Origin of the sequence: Psychrobacter sp. 78a-MNA-CIBAN-0178 (assembly GCF_040309625.1) — a bacterium.
In the GTDB taxonomy this organism is placed as follows: Bacteria; Pseudomonadota; Gammaproteobacteria; order Pseudomonadales; family Moraxellaceae; genus Psychrobacter; species Psychrobacter okhotskensis.
Genome location: NZ_JBEOOZ010000017.1, coordinates 1 through 19,871, shown reverse-complemented (window position 1 = coordinate 19,871; position 19,871 = coordinate 1). Strand labels below are relative to the sequence as shown.

The 19,871-nt window shown below is 41.0% G+C and carries 11 protein-coding genes; 7 read left to right on the top strand and 4 right to left on the bottom strand.

All coding sequences use genetic code 11. From position 1 onward, the window contains the following. Nucleotides 1-105: 105 nt before the first annotated feature. From AAEY80_RS10045 to ychF, 3 genes are all read right to left on the bottom strand, one after another. A complete protein-coding gene (locus AAEY80_RS10045) occupies nt 106-789 on the bottom strand; it encodes a TetR/AcrR family transcriptional regulator (protein ID WP_025650818.1) in 684 nt (227 codons plus the stop codon). 117 nt (nt 790-906) lie between these two features. Next, the gene (locus AAEY80_RS10040) at nt 907-2,328 is read right to left on the bottom strand and encodes a deoxyguanosinetriphosphate triphosphohydrolase (RefSeq protein ID WP_350588261.1); all 1,422 of its coding nucleotides are present in this window, start codon (nt 2,326-2,328) and stop codon (nt 907-909) included. 172 nt (nt 2,329-2,500) lie between these two features. Continuing rightward, nucleotides 2,501-3,592 carry a redox-regulated ATPase YchF gene (gene ychF, locus AAEY80_RS10035; protein WP_101210872.1) on the bottom strand — a complete coding sequence of 364 codons (1,092 nt, stop codon included), beginning with the start codon at nt 3,590-3,592 and terminating at the stop codon, nt 2,501-2,503. A 372-nt stretch (nt 3,593-3,964) separates the two neighbouring features. Here ychF and AAEY80_RS10030 point away from each other — a divergent pair, with 372 nt between their 5' ends. Beyond that, nucleotides 3,965-6,145 carry an ATP-dependent helicase gene (locus tag AAEY80_RS10030; RefSeq protein ID WP_350588260.1) on the top strand — a complete coding sequence of 727 codons (2,181 nt, stop codon included), beginning with the start codon at nt 3,965-3,967 and terminating at the stop codon, nt 6,143-6,145. Between the two features lie 44 nt (nt 6,146-6,189). Then, nucleotides 6,190-7,146: a WG repeat-containing protein gene (locus AAEY80_RS10025; protein ID WP_201576554.1), complete on the top strand. Its 957-nt coding sequence runs from the start codon at nt 6,190-6,192 to the stop codon at nt 7,144-7,146. A 118-nt stretch (nt 7,147-7,264) separates the two neighbouring features. Here AAEY80_RS10025 and AAEY80_RS10020 read toward each other — a convergent pair whose 3' ends face one another. Continuing rightward, nucleotides 7,265-11,920 carry a PDDEXK-like endonuclease domain-containing protein gene (locus AAEY80_RS10020; protein WP_201576555.1) on the bottom strand — a complete coding sequence of 1,552 codons (4,656 nt, stop codon included), beginning with the start codon at nt 11,918-11,920 and terminating at the stop codon, nt 7,265-7,267. 219 nt (nt 11,921-12,139) lie between these two features. Between AAEY80_RS10020 and AAEY80_RS10015 the strand changes: the two genes are divergently transcribed. The 5 genes from AAEY80_RS10015 to AAEY80_RS09995 all read left to right on the top strand — a co-directional run. Next, entirely contained in the window at nt 12,140-15,136 is a 2,997-nt protein-coding gene (locus AAEY80_RS10015; RefSeq protein ID WP_350588259.1) for a contractile injection system protein, VgrG/Pvc8 family, read from the top strand. 32 nt (nt 15,137-15,168) lie between these two features. After that, entirely contained in the window at nt 15,169-15,915 is a 747-nt protein-coding gene (locus AAEY80_RS10010; RefSeq protein ID WP_025653316.1) for a hypothetical protein, read from the top strand. A 1-nt stretch (nt 15,916) separates the two neighbouring features. Continuing rightward, the gene (locus AAEY80_RS10005) at nt 15,917-18,442 is read left to right on the top strand and encodes a M15 family metallopeptidase domain-containing protein (protein WP_025653317.1); all 2,526 of its coding nucleotides are present in this window, start codon (nt 15,917-15,919) and stop codon (nt 18,440-18,442) included. Next, on the top strand, nt 18,399-19,142 hold the full coding sequence (locus AAEY80_RS10000) for a hypothetical protein (RefSeq protein ID WP_156915677.1): 744 nt from the start codon (nt 18,399-18,401) through the stop codon (nt 19,140-19,142). The genes AAEY80_RS10005 and AAEY80_RS10000 overlap by 44 nt, the downstream gene beginning before the upstream one ends. Before the next feature lie 520 nt (nt 19,143-19,662). Continuing rightward, on the top strand, nt 19,663-19,871 hold a 209-nt coding region (locus AAEY80_RS09995), incomplete at its 3' end, for a helix-turn-helix domain-containing protein (protein WP_350542242.1).

Below are 19,871 nucleotides of genomic sequence, written 5' to 3'. Positions count from 1 at the left end.
TTTTTAGACAATACGCAGTGAAATTTTTGACGGCAATTTATCTCATTTTTATGACTATTTTTGCAATGAAGACACGGCTTAGCACTCAAAGGTTGCATAGATTGCTTAGTCGTCGCTCAGACGAGTCTCTTCGGTAGACTTCCAGTTGTATGCGCCATAAAATAACATTTGTGCTTGGCGAGTACAGTTATGCAGCATCAGGTGTTTCTTTTTTTCAATTTCAGCCAAGTCAGCCTCATCATCATGATCCTCAGAATAGGTCAGCTCTAGCCAATCGATAATCCAAGAGAAGAACATATTGACCCCCGCTTCAGCCAGCAAGCGTCTATCGTAGGCGTTAATATGCGTAAATGCTGGCTGTAAAGCCAAATCTTCTGCTAAGCTTTGACCATGCTTTTTAATTAATTCATTGATTGCTTTGCGCACAGCTTCTGAACCACCATAGCGTTCACTGACCAAAAACTGCCAATAGCAAGGCTGCTCGCTGACCATATATAAAAACAGCTGAATACTCTTAGCGATTTGCCGATCAAAACTTCGCTTACGGCCAATTTGCAGGCTTTCGCTTAAGGTGGCGAGCGTCCCGCCCAACTCTTCAACCACCAAGGCCCGTCCAAGCGATTCCATATCATCGAAATGCCGATAAAATGCCGTCGGTACGACACCAACCTCGCGTGTCACCTGCCTGAGACTGATGGAGCTAAAAGACTGCCCTGTCATACAGAGATCGAGCACCGCATTAAAAAAGGCGTGCCGAGTTTGAAGCTTCTTTTGTTCGCGACTACTCATAATATTTCAAAATTATCCAATAGAGGTTTATCATACTCATTTCAGCGCAAGAATACGACTGAAATAGGCAATGAGTGTAAATTTACTAGACCTGCACTGGTCTTTTAAACCCTTAGTCTAAACCATTTTGCCCCAGTGACCTTGTAGTTCCTGCGCCAATCTATACGCCTCATGGTCATTCATGCCAGTAATAAAGTCCAATATATTTAAAATATTGTGATAGATATTATCTGATAATACCCGTTGATGCTCGTCGAGATACGGTTGTAGCAGTTTTTGTAGGCGCTGCTGCTCAAAGGATATTGGCGCAGTTTTTGCGTTTGTCCAAGCCAAGGGTATAAAGGCATCTAATAGACGATGCAAGCATTGGTTCGCCATCAATTCCATTCGCACTTTGCTTGGGTGATTGAATATTTGCTCACGGGCCAATTGTTTGGCTTGATTAATACCATTTTGCACATTTGCATCACAATGTGCAAATAGGCTGCCTTGCAGTGTACCAGCCAGCAAGGCCTCGCTATTAGCGACAAAAGCGTCGGTGACAGTGTTGACCAAGCGCATCATAGCACGTGCTCGCAATGATGCTAGGCTTTGCCTGACAGACATATGCGCTGGCAAGCTCACGCTACTAGGACGCTCACCAATCAACTCATAAAATATCGTGGCGACCTCGCTATAGGTTAGCATATTCAGATTGATACCATCCTCCAAATCTATCAGCGCGTAGCAGATATCATCTGCAGCCTCCAATAAATAGGCGAGGGGATGGCGCGCAAAACCATCATGTTGCTGCGACCGTGGTAGGCTCAGACACGCTGCCAATTCTTCTAACTGAGAGGCTTCACTATAAAAGCAGCCAAATTTTTGTACATTGGTGAGCGAATTACTTGGGGAAGTGCTTTCAGAGAAATGATTGCTGTGTGTTGCTAGCCAAGGGTATTTCATAAAAGCACCCAACGTCGCACAAGTTAAGCGCATACCGCCCTTATCGGGATGATGCTCATTGCGGGCGAGTAGCCGAAATCCTTGTGCATTGCCTTCGTATGCCAATAAGTCTAATTGCTCATTATTACTGAGGTTTTGCAAAATAGCCTGACGGTCAGGATGCATAAACCAATCACGAATGGCGTATTCTCCTGCATGCCCAAAAGGCGGATTACCAATATCGTGAGCGAGGCAAGCTGCTTGAACAATGACACCGACATCGGCTGGTAACACGCCTGCTGGTAGACCATTGGCTAGTTTGTCATGCAGTTTTTCTGCTGCCATCATTCCTAATGAGCGTCCAATACAAGAGACCTCAAGCGAATGGGTTAGACGCGTATGAATACCGAGCTGATTGGTTAATGGATGGACTTGAGTTTTTTGATTGAGCTGCCGAAATGAGTGCGAAAACACCAGTCGGTCATAGTCTTTGTGAAAAGAGGAGCGCACGCTGTCTTGTGCAGGTGCTTTTTTATGGCTGCCCAGCCGCTGCGCACTAAATAATTTTGCCCAATGTGTACTAGGATTAAGCGGTTGTTTAACATAAGCCGTCATAATTTATAGTCCGTTATTTTTATCATTATTTTTAAATGCTTTCAGCGGATTTGCTGCTTTTTGCAGATAACAGACGTTATTATAATAAAAAAAGCCAGCACAAAGGCTGACTTTTGGTTGTTCTGTACTAAGACTGTGTAAACACGCCATTTGCTTTATTGAACTTTGAAAGTTAGACGTTAAAACGGAAATGCATCACATCGCCATCTTGCACGATGTAGGTTTTGCCTTCCAAGCGCGACTTACCAGCCGCCGCGGCACCTTTTTCACCGCCATACTCGATAAAGTCGTCATACGCAATCACTTCAGCGCGGATAAAGCCACGTTCAAAGTCGGTATGAATCACACCAGCGGCTTGTGGCGCGGTTGCACCAACAGCGACTGTCCAAGCGCGAACTTCTTTGACGCCCGCAGTGAAGTAAGTCTGCATATCGAGCAGGTCATAACCGCCACGAATGACTTGGTCAAGGCCAGCTTCTTCCATGTCCATCTCAGCTAGGAAGTCTTTTTTATCATCTTCATCAAGCTGGGCAATTTCAGATTCGATTTGGTTGCATAGCGCAATAACGATGGAATCTTCGCCAGTCGCGTAGTTGCGTACTGCATCTAGATAAGGATTGTTTTCAAAACCATCCTCAGAGACGTTAGCGATATACATGGTTGGTTTTAGGGTAATTAAACCATAGCTTCTGATGAGTTTTTTCTCATCCGCGTCAAGATTGGCCGCGCGAGCCGCTTTCCCTTCTGCTAGCAAAGGTTCAACCTTTTTGAATATATCAAGTAGGGCCTGCGCATCTTTATCACCGCCTTTAGCCTTTTTAGTCTGGTTGTGAATGGCACGTTCCACTGCTTCTAAATCCGCCAAAGCTAATTCAGTATTGATGGTTTCGATGTCATCAATAGGGCTGACGCGACCATCGACGTGGACGACGTTGTCATCATCAAAGCAGCGTACTACGTGCGCAATCGCATCGGTCTCACGAATGTTGGCTAGGAACTGGTTACCCATGCCTTCGCCTTTTGACGCGCCTGCAACTAGACCCGCGATATCCACAAACTCCATCGTCGTCGGTAGTACGCGTTCAGGATTGACGATGTCAGCCAATTTCTTTAGGCGTGGGTCTGGTACTGGCACGATACCCGTGTTGGGATCTTTGGTACAAAACGGAAAGTTTTCAGCGGCGATACCCGCTTTGGTCAAGGCGTTAAACAAGGTAGATTTACCCACGTTTGGTAGGCCGACGATGCCGCAATTAAAACCCATAACATGCTCTCAATATATGAATAAAATCAGTTGGTATAAAGTTTGGTTAAATGATAAATCAAAATTGGGCATATTGTAGCAAATTTACCGGAATAGGGGTGAGGTTGTTGTGCGGTATACTGAGATTTTGTCCGAGTCTTTCAGAGTCATCGCCAGCAATTTTGCTGTTTTATCAATTATGGTAAGCTGTACTATAAAATAATAATTTAGCTGACAAGCGCATTGAAGGTGAGTACCTATAACTCGCTAAACTTTACTAACAATCTTAACTATTAACACTAAAATCCCTTAGCTACATCTCTGAACTGCTGCGTATTAGGTGCTTTATACAGATAAAAGCGGCTAACATAAAATGAAAGGCAAATTCCTATAATGACATCCACTATTTTTGACACGCACCGCTATCACTATCCGCAGAACTTTATGGAGATTAAGCCTAAACTTGCGCGTCTTGAAAAAGCGATTAAAAAGCTAGAGGCAAATCTAATCGACGCCGACGATGCTGCCAATGTTGCGCTGCTGAAGCAAAGGTTAAATAGTGATTTAGGCTTAAAAGTAGATTACGCCAGTGAGCTGAATCCGGATCAATTGTTAGCAGCCACTACTATCGATGGTAAGGTATTGGTCATCGCCGGTGCTGGCTCTGGTAAGACCAAAACATTGACGTATCGTACCAGCTATTTACTAGAAAACGGAGTGACACCCAAAAGCATTTTGCTACTGACCTTTACTCGTAAAGCGGCGAATGAGATTAAGAGTCGAGCTAAGACACTGCTAAATAATACTTTGTCTGATGATGAATTATCAGAAGATATACTACCGACCAGCAAAGCGCTAAACGACATCACTAGTGGTACCTTTCACTCATTCTGCAATATGCTATTGCGTCAGTATTCAGGGCTGCTCGGTATCAACCCACGATTTACTATCTTGGATACAGGCGATAGCGAGGATGCGATCGATTTAATTCATAAAGAAAAAAAGTATCCTGCGCAAACCAAAAGCCAAGCTTTTCCACGCAAGAAGACCTTACAAAATATCTTTTCAACCTCTAGAAATCGGCGCATTCCTATTCGTAATTTGATCGAAGATAATTATCCTGATATCGCTATTCATATTCCCATTATCGAGCAGTTGGCTGTCGACTTTCACGAGTATAAACGCGCCAATCATCTCTATGATTTTGATGACATCATTAGCCAAGTCGTGCGCCATTTAAAGACCAATGACACATTTAGACAATTACTACAAAACCAATATCGCTACATCATGGTCGATGAATATCAAGATACTAATATCCCGCAAAAGCAGCTGATAGATTTGATTTGTGAGCCTAAGTCAGTATCGCTGATGGTGGTCGGGGATGACAACCAAAGTATTTATGCTTTTCGCGGCGCAAATTACGAAAATATTCTACTGTTCGGTGAGACCTATCCTGAGGCGAGTCTCATTAAGCTGGAGCAAAACTATCGCAGTACACCTGCTGTTTTAAATTATATCAATGCCTTGTCCGCACAAATCACCTTGGGGTATCAAAAACAGCTCTATTCAAACGCTACTATAACGGGCGAAAAACCGATATTTAGCCGCCTGAGTGATGAAACGAAAGAAGCTAAGTTTATTGCTGATAAGATTATCGAGTTAAAGCCAGATCAGGATTACAATGATTTTGCGGTACTGTGCCGTACGTCTTTTCAGTCCAATTATGTACAGTTAGAATTTATGGAGCGTCATATTCCATTTATCGTGGTAGGGGGTATTAAGTTCGTTGAGCGCCGCCATATCAAGGATGTCTTAGCTTTTATAAAAATTCTTTATAACCCCAATGATACGATTGCATGGCACCGAATTTTGACCTTGTTCCAAGGAGTTGGGGCAGTCACTGCGACGCGTTTGACTCAAGCGATTAATGCTGATAATAATTCTTTTGAACCATTGCTGACGGCAAAGTTTGCCAAAAAAAGTGAGCAACTTGAGCCTTTGTATCATACTCTGACTAAGGCAAGTCAGGAAGAATCAGTCGAGACTATTATTGAGCGTATTTTAGAGTTTTATATTCCTGTCTTAAAAACGATTGAAGAGAACTGGCGTGAGCGTAGCGAGGATTTTCGTGTGCTTAAAAACTTAGCAACAGAGTACAGCAGTCTTGATAATTTCTTAGAAAATCTGGCGCTCGATCCGCCCAATGACTCAGTGGCAACGACCAGTCAGCCTGAGGAAAACGATAAAGACAAAGTGACGATTTCGACCATTCATAGTGCTAAAGGGCTAGAGTGGCCAGTGGTGTTTGTCAATTCACTCGTTGATGGCATCACGCCGCATCATCGCTCTTTAGATGACTTTGAGGAGTTAGAAGAGGAACGAAAATTATTTTATGTCGCCTGTAGTCGTGCCAAGACCAGACTGTATCTGACTGCGCCTGATTACTTCGCCAGTTATTCAGGGTATTTTGACAAGCCATCAAGATTTATCGCGGAGCTGTCTGCCGATGAGGTCACCGTCGAAGCTTCTAAACAGGTGAGAGAGGAGAATGATGATCCAGTGTGGTGGTAGTGTTCGATTAAATTCACGGTAATAGTATTTCGAGGTATTAGGTTTTGTATAAGCAAATAACTAAAGCTTTATTAGTCCCAATTATTGCTTCAATAAGTAGTTTGCCTGCTTTAGCTGCTGAGGACTGTATGCCGCCGAAGAGTAACTATAGAAATATTCAATGTACTGATAATACGCATCTATTTGTTGCCTATGATGACAATTATCGCCCACAAGCGTTACTCAATATAAAAGGTAAAGTAACAGCTAGTCTCAAAGATTTTGATAAAGTTGAGGCGTGGTTGTACAGCGATGGATTTTTTCCTGTTTTAAAAAACGATCAAGTCGGCTATATCAACGAACAAGGTAAACTGGTCGTACCTACTATTTACGACAACTTAATAGATCCTAATGATAAATATAATGAGGTTTGGGCAAACCCTGTTTATCAAGGTAAAATTGTCGTTGTAAAAGATGATGCATATGGTGTCATCGATACTAACAATAAAGTTATTCTCAGTTTTGAAAATAACTACGCCATGATGGATTCTTTTAGCAATGATAGGGCTCCTGTTTATGACTTTAATACGGAGTTATGGGGTCTTATAGACACTAACGGTAAAGAAGTTGTTGCCCCGCAATACGACGGTCTGGATGGTCATTTGGGTGGGCACTATGGTTTTCATGAAGGTCTGCTCGGTGTAATTAAAGATGATAAATGGGGATTTGTTACCAAGACGGGAGCTGTTGCTGTCCCTTTCATTTATGATGAAATAAGACCTTTTAGTGAGCAGCTCGCTGGCGTGCGTAAAGGTAATCGTTGGGGCTTCATAGATGGTGCCAATAGAACTGTCATTCCTTTCAAGTTCTCGGACGATAAAGTACAGAGGATGAGCGTTACTTCTTTTGGTGCAACGTATTTCAATTTTAATAATGGTACAGCGCAGATAGAAGAGAAAAGTGATGGTACGTCTGTCTGTATTAATAAGCTAGGTAAAATAGTGGCTTGTAGTGAATGGTGATTCTTTAAGTTTAAGTATAGTTAAGAACAGAAAAATCCGTGCTTTGATAAAAGACGGATTTTTCTTAAGATAATTATGATAGTCGCTATGAACTGAGTATCTAGCAGGCTATAAATGTCTAGGTCTCAGCTTCAATATCGAGTATGGGTTCTTCAACCGTATTGACGATTCTAGATTCGACATACGAGCTGCTATGTGCCGTGTCGGTAGTGATTGGATAAATCTCTAAGCATTCCAATTCTGCTAATAAATCTTGGATGACTTCTTTTTTACGAGTGACAAAAGTGGACGCAAAGCAGCGCCAGAATTTCCAGCCAGCACGTTCAAGAATACGCTGGCGCTGCATATCACTATCCCATTTATCAGGCCCATGATATCTATCACCATCACATTCGATAGCTAAGCTATTGTCCTCTTCACCTTCAACAACCATATCAATTCGATAGGCGCCAGCTTTAACCTGCGGAATAACTCGATAGCCTCTCTCAATGAGAATGTCAAAGACCTCTGTTTCAAAAGGCGACTCACACTTATCGCGCAAATCAGCGACCTGTTCTTCATCTTGCATGAATGGTGCTTGAAAATGTTTGATAAGCTCCGCTCGATAATGATCAGCTTGGCTAAGCTCATCCAACTCAATACTACGTACCAAATACATTCTATCGCGCGCCCTCGATGCAGCAACATTCATCCGCTGGGCGAAAGTGTCTCTCGTTTGTGCATGGGCAGCTCCGGGTGCCACTACCAACGACAAAAACATGATATCGCGCTCTTTACCCTGAAAGGTTCTAGCGTCACCGCAGGCAATATCAAAAGCGGTCATTAGCGCCTCATCTAATTCTTTATTGAGTATCTCCATAATACTATGCGCTTGCTTATTGCCTAATAATGAGACAACACCGATGGTTTTACCTTTGCAAGTTGGGTCAGAAACGATGGTTTTGATTTCATCGACAATAAACCTGACTTCTGAAGGGTTGATATTAGAGCTTTCAATGCGATAGCCGTCGGTAACGTATACATCAATCAGTGGTGGATCTAAGCGCTCTGAAGGTTTGGCTTTGCGCAGCGGTATCAGCTCATGATTATAAAATTCACGCTTTGAGAACTCAATAATAGCCGCAACACTACGAAAGTGCTCTTTTAGCATGACGCTGCTATCAGCAAAAACGACTTTAAATAAATCATATATTGAACGATCAGGTGACATCTGTGAGCGATAGACAGGCACTTGATTGCTCAAATACTGTGCCATTAAATTACGAATTTTTTCGATATCGAGACCAACACCTTCTGGTGACACTTGCTTATCGTCACCAACGATTAGAACTTTCTTTGCTCTCATGATTGCTGGTAACGCTGTTAAATCAGACTGAGACGCTTCATCAATGATAACCAAGTCAAAACTTCCGAACTCTGCTGGCAAGGATTCAGAAATACGATAATGCGGCATAATCCAACAAGGGATAGCCGCACTTGCTCCCGCAGAGGCTTCACGCGCTTCACGGCGATAATAATGTGCGCCTTTGCCTGTCCCTTTACCAATACGCATGATGGCAGAGCGGTATTTCTCTAAAGACGCCCTAACGTTTGGCGTCGCATTCTCAGCGACTTTTAGCCATGCTCTTTTGGTGATTGCTTCTTGATAGAGTCTTGCCAAATCTGACTCTAAGTGGCTACGAGTTTTGGTTAAATCAACCAACTCTTTGCGACCATCTATACTGTCTATAAAGCCCATCAATCGGCTAAGACGCCAAATCTGCTGCCAATTATCAGGAAGTAGTTCATCAGATGACAATGACTCTTGAGAATTAAGACAAGGCTCATGGCGTAATTGATTTGCCCAGAGTGGCGCACCACTGTCTTCGATAAGCTGAGTAACGGCAGTGACCGTCTGTAAGTCTGTTGCAAGATTATTTACTCGCTGTAGCTCATTGAGTAGCTCTTCCCACTCCGTACTTAATGCCTCATCTAACAACGACAAATTACCGATTCTCTGATTTAAAAAGAGCGTTATTTGTCCACTAATGACGCCATTACAGTTAGTAAGCTTATTCAGTAAATTTTCTTTTAGCGTGAGACTTTCTGCCAATTTATGTCTCTTTAAGTGTTTTTTAAGAACGCCCTCAATCTCAACTAAAACATCTTTATTATAAGGTGCAGTAGAAATGATATCCCAGCCCAAGAAAATAGCATGTAACGCTTGTTTAATAATGTGTTGTAGGTTGTTGCTACCGACAATGTCTTCATATAAATGAACGGCTGAATTCAAATTAGATAAGTTATCAGGTGCTATGTCGAATATTGGTAAAGACAAGTCATTTGATAATGCATTCCAACGAATAATTAGCGCCTGAGATTTTTTTCTAAAGTCTATATAGCTAGATATATATTGCCAGTCTTCTACAGTTGAGGGTTGCGAAGAGACAATCGTGATAGCTTCAAGGATTTTCTTCTCAGCAGACTTACCAAAAATCCCAGCGATACCAAATGGTTTCTTGCCTTCGGATAAGTTTTTGACCGCGTCAACAAGCTCTGGATTTTTATCAAAACCATCAGCCATCGTGATAGGTTTGGTTAAATAAATGGTTCTCTCATTAAAAAGCGACTTAATCTCATCGTTGAGTACAGTTAGATGAGCGATGATGTCTTGCTTAGTCTCATCAGCTAAGCTCTGCTGAATATGAGTCGTCCAATCCTGCCCAGCCACTGCAATCTTTTGAAGAAGATCAATTAAACGAGAGGTATTAGAAGCAGCATCGTGAGCCATGCTGATAGTGCTATCGTTTTCGTTTGCTAAGCTTGGTAGCGCTCCTTGCTTTTCAGCCTCCTGCGACTCATTGAGATAACTCAAATCCTTGTGCAGTTGTTTTATGGTATTGATAGAAGGGAAGTCTGCAACAGCAGGTATTTCTTTATCAAGATAATCCAAATCGCTTCCGAGCTTTATTCTTATTTTTCCTAGTTCAGTCATATCGGCATGAGTAAATTTAGGCTTAAATGTCTCTTCTATGCCTAATGTATCTAGAAAGCTTTCGATAAGCTGCCTGTTTTGAGCAACCTCAGTCGCTGCATCTATGGGCTTGATGGTTTCGCTATCTATAACGATATCATCAAGATTTAACCGCGCCCAAGCCGTAATCTTATTGTCAGTACTGGCCAGTTGCGCATGAATGGTATCGATTTGGTTATCAAGCATGACGATATCTTTTTTGTAGGCATCTTGATTGATACTAGATACTTCACTTGATATTTTTTTAATCGTATATTCGAACTGTTTTAAACCTTCGTTTTCACTGGTCAGTAGACTAACCGCTAGCGGGCGAATGGATTCAGGCAGTTTTTCTTGCAGCACCTTTAATGCAGGATCTTTCATCGACGTGACTAACACGCGTTTACCCAGCGCTAAATAATGACAAATAACGTTGGCAATAGTATGCGTCTTGCCTGTACCAGGAGGGCCTTGAACGACAACGCCGTCATGGACATTTAGTTGCTGTACGATTTGTACTTGTTCATCATTGAATGCTTTAGGAAAATATAGCTCAGCTGGCGTGCCTGTATAATTTTCACTGCCGCTGACCATAGATAGACCACGATAAGCGGGTAGTATGATTTCTTTATTTTCTGTAGCAGGCTCGGTCAACATTGCTATAAGAGCATTTGGTAAAGGAAGGTCATCGCTATTTTCAAGCTGAATGGCGAATTTATCTAAATCTTGCAAAAATATATTATTGCTTCTAGGGCGCGCCATAATGACCCATGTATCAGTGACGATAAGGTGATTTTGCGCCTTAGGTATTTTTCGTTCATCTGTAATGGTATGGTCAGGCCAATAAACGCCGGAAGCATCAAGCAAGGTCACTGCTGATTTTAAAATAGGCTCATAGCTACTTGGCAAGAACGGATTTAATAAAACATCCTCTGATTCATAAAACGCTTTACTGTCTTTTAATAGATTGGCCAAACCTTGATTCTCATCTATGGAGAAGGGTTCAGTCTCAAGCGTAGAAGGAGAGGGGTTGGGCTTTATAAGTAGAGCCATTGTCTTTTGATCTAAGTCGATTTCTACAGATTGTGTTAGTAATGGATACTTGATTTGCTCGCTATTCTGTCCATTATCAGTATTTTTTCTTACAGCAACACCGACACCCCAAACCAGCTCAAGCGATTCATCAGCTAGGTTGCCTTGTAGCATTTGATTGAGCTTAAATAACTTTGCATATAGAGCAATACTTTGGCGTACAAGCTTCTCTTGCACTAGCCAAGGCTTCCAAATGTTTTTGAGATAATCATTAAATTCATCTTGTAAAGATTCTCTTTCAGAAAAATCTTTTAAATGAACTTCTTTTTCTGATAATTCTACTTCTACTTCTAATTCTAATGTCTCATCCTGATAGTTGTCCTCGACTTCAAACGGGGTGAATGCTTCTTCATAAGCGATAACACCATCATCTATTAAGTTTTTTACATAGATTTTTTCTTTCAATAAAGGCTGATCGCCAAATTTTATTGGAAATGTTAACCAATGTGCTAATAGTGAGCTGTTGGGTTTAGGTGCTGAGTTTTCACGCAATCGCTCTAAACGAAGCCAAACGTCATCGGAGGTATCGTCGGTGATGTTCAGATTGATACCTGGCAAGCCTATCGTTTGTTCTTCAGTACAAGTGAAATCACTGTGTTTAGCAAAATCTTGAGTAGGCGCTTTTTTCATTAAAGCACATTGTTTAATGAATTCAATTTGAGAGGCCAGTCTTTGTGCGTAAATACTCATTTATTAAATCTTCCAAATCATCAAAAATATTAGCGATTACTTCACTGAAAACACAAAGACCAAACTATAGCATAGAAATTAAAATCAAACTTTTATGTCCTAATAAGTGTATCAATAGTTACTAATACTTGACAATATTTCAATAAACCCTATACTTTTTTCATAGGATAGTCTAGTAACTTTTGTTGGTAATCTATCGGTTTTGCTTTTAATGTCGTAATGATGAGAATCCCTTTTATGCCCTCACAAACTGCCCGTCTACACCAACTCAGCGTTGGCAGTGACATTTTAGCAACTACCTTCCTTTATCCAAGTGCCTTTTTCTGGACAAGTAGCCTCAATCAAAGCTCCTTTAGTCACATACTAATGTTCAGTTATGGTTTTTTAGATATCGACGCATGTCTATCTTTAATCAGCACAACTGTCTGTTTAACCACACTATCTGCAGATCGGATGCCTACTTGTCGGACAGGCGTCATTCAGGCAATTCGTTATCAACATTCTGATGGGGCCATGCACTTTTACACCCTTGATGTTGTCACTCCTAACTGGCAATTGACCCAGTCCATCCATACTCGCAGCTTTACCCATCAATCCACCCTAGATATCATCACCAGCATCCTTAGCGATTACGACTTTAACTGGCAGCTCTCAGAGCAACTACTCTCATCAGAGCCACTAACCACACAGCTCGCTATGCGTATGCAGTCTGATGTCAGCGATTATGACTTTATTACCGGCTTGCTTGCCGATATTGGGGTCACCACCTATTGGGTATCAGGTGACTCAGTGGATGAGCTTGGCTATTGGTCTTTAGTCAGTGCGCTAGACGAGAATGAGTTATCACCACTTGACTATAGCTACGAGAAGTCTTCAGTACAGTCTGGTACAGACTCTGTTGACGAGCTACAGATGATCGCCAAGCAGTTAGGCACTCGCACAGTGGTGGTACGCGCCGATGGACTCGCCGCTGATACTATCTATGAAGGCGTAGCAGATGACGACTCTCAGCTGGCACTAGATGATACTGCTGTCTTATTAGGGGCACCATCTCGGGTATATAGCGACGAATCTGCTACCCGCTTAGCTGAGCAATGGGTACGCGCCAATGGCTGCAATAGAGAATATTATAGCGCCACAGGTGCCATGCGTGGCCTAAGTATCGGTAGCAGGGTTAGCATCAACAACCTACCTTCTATTGGCCATTTATCTACATACTGTACCAGCATGACCCTCGTTGGTATTGAGCCTGATAGTGACAGCGTCTCCTACCACAACCAAGTGCTGATAAAAGACTGGATAGCGCGTACCGCAAAGCAAGTAACGCAAACAGCACTTAGCGCCATACCCGAGCATGGCTACGACATCGCTCGAGATACTGGTATCTGGGTAACCGCCACCTTACTAGATGCTGCTATTCCTTACTGTCCCTATCCAAGCCAGCAATCTTTTGTGAGCAGCACCTATACAGGTCTGACCCAAGCTCGTACCGGCGATACCAGCACTTCATCCTCGCCAAGTTACGACTCTAGTGTCACAGATGAGGGTCTACAACAAACCATCACCACTCCAGTCTTCTCAGGTATCAGTCCGCATGATAACGGGGTGACACCACCGCTGCGCTCATTACAACTGTCCTCAGGCGCCACTCATGGTTGGCAGTTTGCCCCAAGGCTTGGACAATCCGTCCTTTTAAACTACTGGTATGGCGATATCGACAGCCCCGTGATCAGCCGCGCCCTCTATGACGGTATCGGCATGGGCGATAGTGACGACAATGACATCACTAGCCGTGATGCCGGACTATCCAACAGACATAACCTACAAGGCGGATCCTCGCCAAGATGGCATGGTGGTGGCCTTGGTCACTCGCAAATCTGTGAGGATGATACTCATAGTGGCTGGCTATCCGGTATTGCTCAATACGGACTGACTTCTAACTCTGAGGTTGCACTAAGCTTTGATGACACTCCAAATAAGAGTGGCCTGCAGTGGGCGGTCAATACCGCTAGTCGTGCCAATGCGCAAAACCCAACGATAACAGACAAAGCGACCTTTGCTCCTGATGAGCACATCCTAGAATTAGGCGTGCTCCGTCATCGCTACAGCAATCATCAATCGACCACCAGCGGACAAGGCATCAACCTTGCCACTGACCATGGACTACAAGCCACAGCGGATAGCGGAGTCTTGCTCTCCACCTTTGGTATCAGACACACGCAAAGCGAGCACGAGTCGGCTTGGGTGAATGATGCAGGACAACGACAGTTAAAACTCGGTGCTGAGCTGAATGAGACCTTAGCAGAGGCCAAACAAGCACACCTGCAATCGACGAAAGAGATAAGTAGTGCTAACGATTCTATAAAAGCGTTTGAAAAGGCAGCGCAAGTCATCGACGAGAGTATGAACACCGAAGTGCTGGGTGCACCCGATGTATCGATAGTGAGTAAAGACAGTATTCTGACCTCAGCCAGCAACACCCTAACCACCGCAAAGACCATCGTCCGCCAATCAGGCAGCACGCAGTCGGATGTAGTCGCAGGAAACTATACGCTCACCGCAGATAGTATTGAGTCATTAGCAGGGGTGGGTGGTCAAGCTCAGTTATCGGGTTTACATATCAGTGCCAACACAAAGCCACTAGCGATACAAGCACAGGGCGGTGAGCTGCAACTGCACAGCCAGCAATCCATGACCATCGGTAGCGAGTCAGGACAGGTGAACATCGCAAGCCCCAAACGCATTCAGTTTCAGACCAGCGCCGGGGCGTCCTTAACGATTGATGAGAGCGGGATTAAGCTGGTGTGTCCGGGGGAGATTAAGGTTCAGGCGGTGAAGAAGAGTTTGGTAATGGGTGGTAAGGTTAATGCGCCAGTAATTGCTTTGCCGACTTCGGGGTTGTTTAGTAAAGCATTTGATCTTAAAAAATTACTGCCACAAGATTTAATAGACCAAGGCATCAGTTACAAGCTAATTAATCACTCTAAAGGAACAGAGTTTGAGGGTAAACTTGATGAAGAGGGTCAGACATTAAGAGTATTTGGAGATAAAGCTGAGAAGGTTGAGCTAGAGATTCTTGGCAACGTGAACCATAAAGGAGAGATTAAGGTCACTGATGTATCAGATCAGATGGAGTGCAATAATTGCTCTATTGAAGACCTATTTGAAGATTGTGGCGATAATCATGCACATGATGAAGACGACTTTGGCTGTTAGACCTCTTACAGAGTAAATTTATAGGATAACCTATGTACTTATTAAGCAATAAAAATCTATGCTTCTTTTCGATATTCCTCTTTACTATACCATTCATCAGTGTAGCTCAAACCACAAACGAAGAAGATTATCAAAATTATTTAGATAGCATACCACGCGTTCAGCTTAAGATGATTCCTAATCCAAAAGAAGAAGTAAACGAATCTTTCAACCAAACCAATGAACCAGATTCAGTGAGCTATATCGATAAACTAAATAAAGAACTGGCAATCGATGAAGTTCCTTTTCGGTATGTAGATTATGAGTATAGCGATGGGAAATTCACTACTTATCCATTTGAACTGGTGAATGAGAAATTGCCAACGATAGAAGGTAGTAATCCTAATTATGATAAAAGATACGACAAAGCCTTTCAAAAAATGATTTCCAAACTCGTCAACCCTATAGATCTTGCTAAAAAAGAACTTTATGCACTGGGTTCTCAAAATGCAGGAGTATATATACAAGATATAAGCACTAATAAAAAGTATGTATTCAACGAGATTTGCTTCGATAATAAGTGTGCTATAGGGCAAGTATTCTATATCTTTAATCCAACCAATTATAATATGACAGGTATGCTATACGATGGTTGTTCATTTATCAAAGATAATATAACGGGTAATGAGCAGCGTACTAAAGAGCTATTACGAAAATATATTGATAAACAAGATCCTCTAAATCATAGCTACGCTCCTAATGCTTGTAAAAAACAGTTATCAATAACGGGGGAAAAGTAATATGAGCTCACTAGTAAAACCAGTTAAAGATGTTACTTATACTCCTGATAGAGTCGGCTACATTAGAGCGGTTTCTAGACAAGAATCATCCTCAGATCTACGCTATTCTTATACTTATAAGGGTAAAAACAAAGAAGGCGGGTATGTAGACAATCCAGCATCTGTTAGAAGGCTGAACCCTTGGGACTATGTAGGGCTATTCCAATTTTCTGAGATAGCACTAGAAGATGTAGGTTGTTATAAAAAAGACAAAACTAGAAATGGTGAACATCAGGATTGGGGAAACAAAAAAGATAAATATTGGACTAATAAGTACGGTGCTTCATCATTTGATGTCTTTAGAAATAGTGGTGAAATACAATTGAAAGCAATCCAATATTGGATTGACCGCTTATGCAACTATATGAGAAATATAAATGCAAATGAATTTTATGGTAAAACTATTACAGAAGCGAAAGATCTTGATCCTTTTGAAGTAACAGAATCGGGAGTCATTGCAGCTAGACACCTAAAAGGTGATGATGCTGTAGTAGATTTTCTGACATCAAATGGAAAAATTAACAAAGTTGACGGTAATAAAACCAGTGTTGGTAAATATATGAGTCTATTTGCTCATTATAACCTTCAAACTTGTTGTAAACGAAAAGTATACGTGAAAATTGTAGATGCTAAAAAAGTTGGCATTCCTAACAAAGAAGTTGAAATCAGCTCTGAATTTAAGGGTACATTTAATTTGGGTAAAATAGTAGTTACTCATAAAACAGACAAAGATGGTAATTTACCCATAATAGTCAGACATCCAGAAGCAAAAATTCAGTTAAAAATAGATGCCAATCTTGTTGAAACAATAATTCAAAAAGCAGATCAGCTACAAGGTTATGAGATATTATATCTAGGTGAAAGCAAGTATTCTTCCAAACTATCAAAACATGAAAAATTACAAACTACTAAAGAAAGTAAAGATACCGATAGCAGTACCAATAGCGTTGAACCAATTGGATCAAATCAACACAGTGAAGGTAGCGATAATAATGAGAAAATTGATGAAGTCACCTTTAACATAAAACTAGTAGAAGCAGACACGGGCAAACCATTGCCAAAAGCAACCTACCACCTTGAGTATAAAAACAATATCAAACCGCATCGAACTGACAGCTCAGGTATTGAGTCAGGTATAAAAGCTGATATTAGCCAATCTATCAGTGTTTATCTTGATGATGACGGCGGTAAAAAGCAATCAATCTACAGCATGGCATTTCCAGTGACAGGAGACTTGAACGGACAGACCAAAGTACTTAAAGTTCCTGTCGTAACCCTACAACTTATATTCATTGATAAAAACAAAAAGCCTGTACCTAATTACGAGTTTAAAACCGTCTACCGTGGGCGTACCTCTGAGATTAGAAAAGCCAATGCAAGAGGCATAGCCACTGTTAAAGCACTGGCGGGACAGCAACTAAAAGTCATTCATGTAGCCGCAAATAAATTTACCAGTAATATTGTCACTGATGGCTCAACTGAATGGACATACAGCACTGATAAACTGATTGAAAATAATAGCAGTTCAACAGGCTCTGCTTCCACTAGTAATGCGCCCTCAACTACGCCGCCCTCTCAAAAGCCCAGCTCTACAAAACCTAGTACTTCAAGTGAAGTTAATAAAGGCACTGTCATACGCGATGACAAAGTAACACAACAAGGCCCAACACATGAAGTTAGGACGAAACAAGCAAAGATCACGATTAAGTTTTTAGATGAAGCAACAGATAAGCCTTTATCAGGATTAACTTATTGGACTCAATCTACTAAGTATGGCAAAAATGCTTCTACTACTGGTAGTGATGGCACAAGAGGTCGTACGCATGATTCAGATGTGGGTATCAGCATTGCGGTGATAGTTAACGAGAATGGTAAGGAAATTAAGAAAGGTACTATCATCGCTAATAGTGATAAAAACGGTGTTGCTTATGTTTATAAGGCTAAAAAGCCTAAGTTAGATCCAAGTGGTGCACATTGGCATAGCAGGTTTAAAGCAAGTACAAGTTTAGATGATTTATCAGAACCGTTTAAATCTAATGCTAAGAAATTTATTAGTGCATTGAAAGCTGCTAACATCTCAGTTCGTATTTCTACTACATATCGTCCTGATGCAAGATCTTATCTAATGTACTATTCAACTAATATAAAAAGAGGCAAAATTAGTCCAGAAAAAGTTCCTCCATGGCCTGGTGTCAATATTGATTGGACTCATGGTGGAAATAAGAGTAAAGCTGTTGAAGCTGCTAGAGCTATGCATGCTTCTTATGGTATTGGAGGCAACCCTGTTGGAAAACCATCTAATTCTAACCATAATGTAGGCCTTGCAGTAGATATGACAGTCACTAACTATTCAGGTAAGACAATTAGTTTAAATGGTAACAAATATAAGATAAATGAATTTAATGATTTAGTTGCTGCTGGGAAGAAAGTATCCGTTATTTGGTATGGAAGTAAAGACAAGCCGCATTGGTCACAAACTGGAAGATAATATGAAGCTTAAATATGTAGTAGTTAAATTATTGTTATTAAGTCTAATAATAGGTTGCACACAGTTAGAAGAAGTAGATAAGGAAACTATTACACTAGAAGCAGTAGATAAGGAGTCAGATTTATTGTTAAAAGAAGAAGTAAATGAAGAAACTGCTGTATTACCAGAAAACTTGAATAAGGAAACTATTGTACTTAAAGATAGTGAAAGCTATGCAATTGGTGGGAGCTTCAATACTATAGGAATAGAAGAGAATGATAAAACGCTTGCTTGCATTAACTATCCTGAAAATATAAAAAAAGGATTTTTTCTAGATTTAGATACATCAGAAGTGCCTATAATCAAACTTCAAAGTATTGAAGTTAATCCAGATCAGATAAATTTATGTAATGAATATTTTAATACTCAAGAATACACGCATACAGCGGTATTTTCAGAGAATTTTCAATATACGGTAAACGGTTATGTGTTTAAAAATGAAGATATCAAGATTTTTACTGAAAACGGCAAAATGATTGGATTAGATCTAAATTCTGATAACAAATCTGATTATTTAAATACTTGTTCAAGCATAGAGTCTGAGCATCTAAGTATTTGGGATAATGAGTTAAAGCAGGCTAGATTAGCTTATGCGTATCGACGCATAGATGCAGATCTTATCGAAACATGTGAAGATATTGATTATCTTGATATAGAGTGATTTTTTATTAAAATTAGTACTATGCCTATTATAAGTAAGCATAGGGCTTCGTTTTAAAGCCTTGGAAGATTATATTGGATAGAAATTTATATTTTATGAAAAAAATACTAGTTATATTGGCTCTACAAGCTTGTAGCGATCCTACTGTTCAACTTCCTGTAACTGATGTCCATAATGGCAATGACATAAACTCAAAGTTAGGGACGAATACTACTCAATCATCGTTAAAAGCAGATACAGATATAGTCAATCCATAATAAAAGGAACTGACTTTATGACTATGAGAGTTATCCTTTTATTAGGTTTCATGTTGTTAATATCTTTCACTTACGATATCGTTAGCTCTTCAATCGAGAATATAAAAAAGTCGGATCCTACCAATCGATCGTACGAAAATGCCTACTTTGAAGTAAATTCTGATGTTACAGAAAGTGTAGAGCTTAGATTAATTAATATATAGTCAATCCCACCTAAAAGTGTTATAAACTAATTATCAAATTCAATTGTTATTATAAAGACCATGACTTACTCGCTAGATTTTCGCAAACAAGTACTAAAAAGCTTAGACGAGGGTATGACCTTTGCCGAGGCAGCTGAGTTTTATAATCTGAGCCCAACCACCATACAAAACTGGAAGCGGCGTGTTCATAGTAAAACAACCAGGCAAACCAAACCCTATAAAATACCAGATGATGTGCTACTTAATGATGTCAAAGAACATCCTGATGA

What these genes read in the sequence shown, in the direction of transcription:
- AAEY80_RS10010 (WP_025653316.1), top strand. Translation starts at nt 15,169, where the DNA reads ATGTACTTATTAAGCAATAAAAATCTATGCTTCTTTTCGATATTCCTC.
- AAEY80_RS10015 (WP_350588259.1), top strand. Translation starts at nt 12,140, where the DNA reads ATGATGAGAATCCCTTTTATGCCCTCACAAACTGCCCGTCTACACCAA.
- ychF (WP_101210872.1), bottom strand. Translation starts at nt 3,592, where the DNA reads ATGGGTTTTAATTGCGGCATCGTCGGCCTACCAAACGTGGGTAAATCT.
- AAEY80_RS10005 (WP_025653317.1), top strand. Translation starts at nt 15,917, where the DNA reads ATGAGCTCACTAGTAAAACCAGTTAAAGATGTTACTTATACTCCTGAT.
- AAEY80_RS10030 (WP_350588260.1), top strand. Translation starts at nt 3,965, where the DNA reads ATGACATCCACTATTTTTGACACGCACCGCTATCACTATCCGCAGAAC.
- AAEY80_RS10000 (WP_156915677.1), top strand. Translation starts at nt 18,399, where the DNA reads ATGGAAGTAAAGACAAGCCGCATTGGTCACAAACTGGAAGATAATATG.
- AAEY80_RS10040 (WP_350588261.1), bottom strand. Translation starts at nt 2,328, where the DNA reads ATGACGGCTTATGTTAAACAACCGCTTAATCCTAGTACACATTGGGCA.
- AAEY80_RS10045 (WP_025650818.1), bottom strand. Translation starts at nt 789, where the DNA reads ATGAGTAGTCGCGAACAAAAGAAGCTTCAAACTCGGCACGCCTTTTTT.
- AAEY80_RS10020 (WP_201576555.1), bottom strand. Translation starts at nt 11,920, where the DNA reads ATGAGTATTTACGCACAAAGACTGGCCTCTCAAATTGAATTCATTAAA.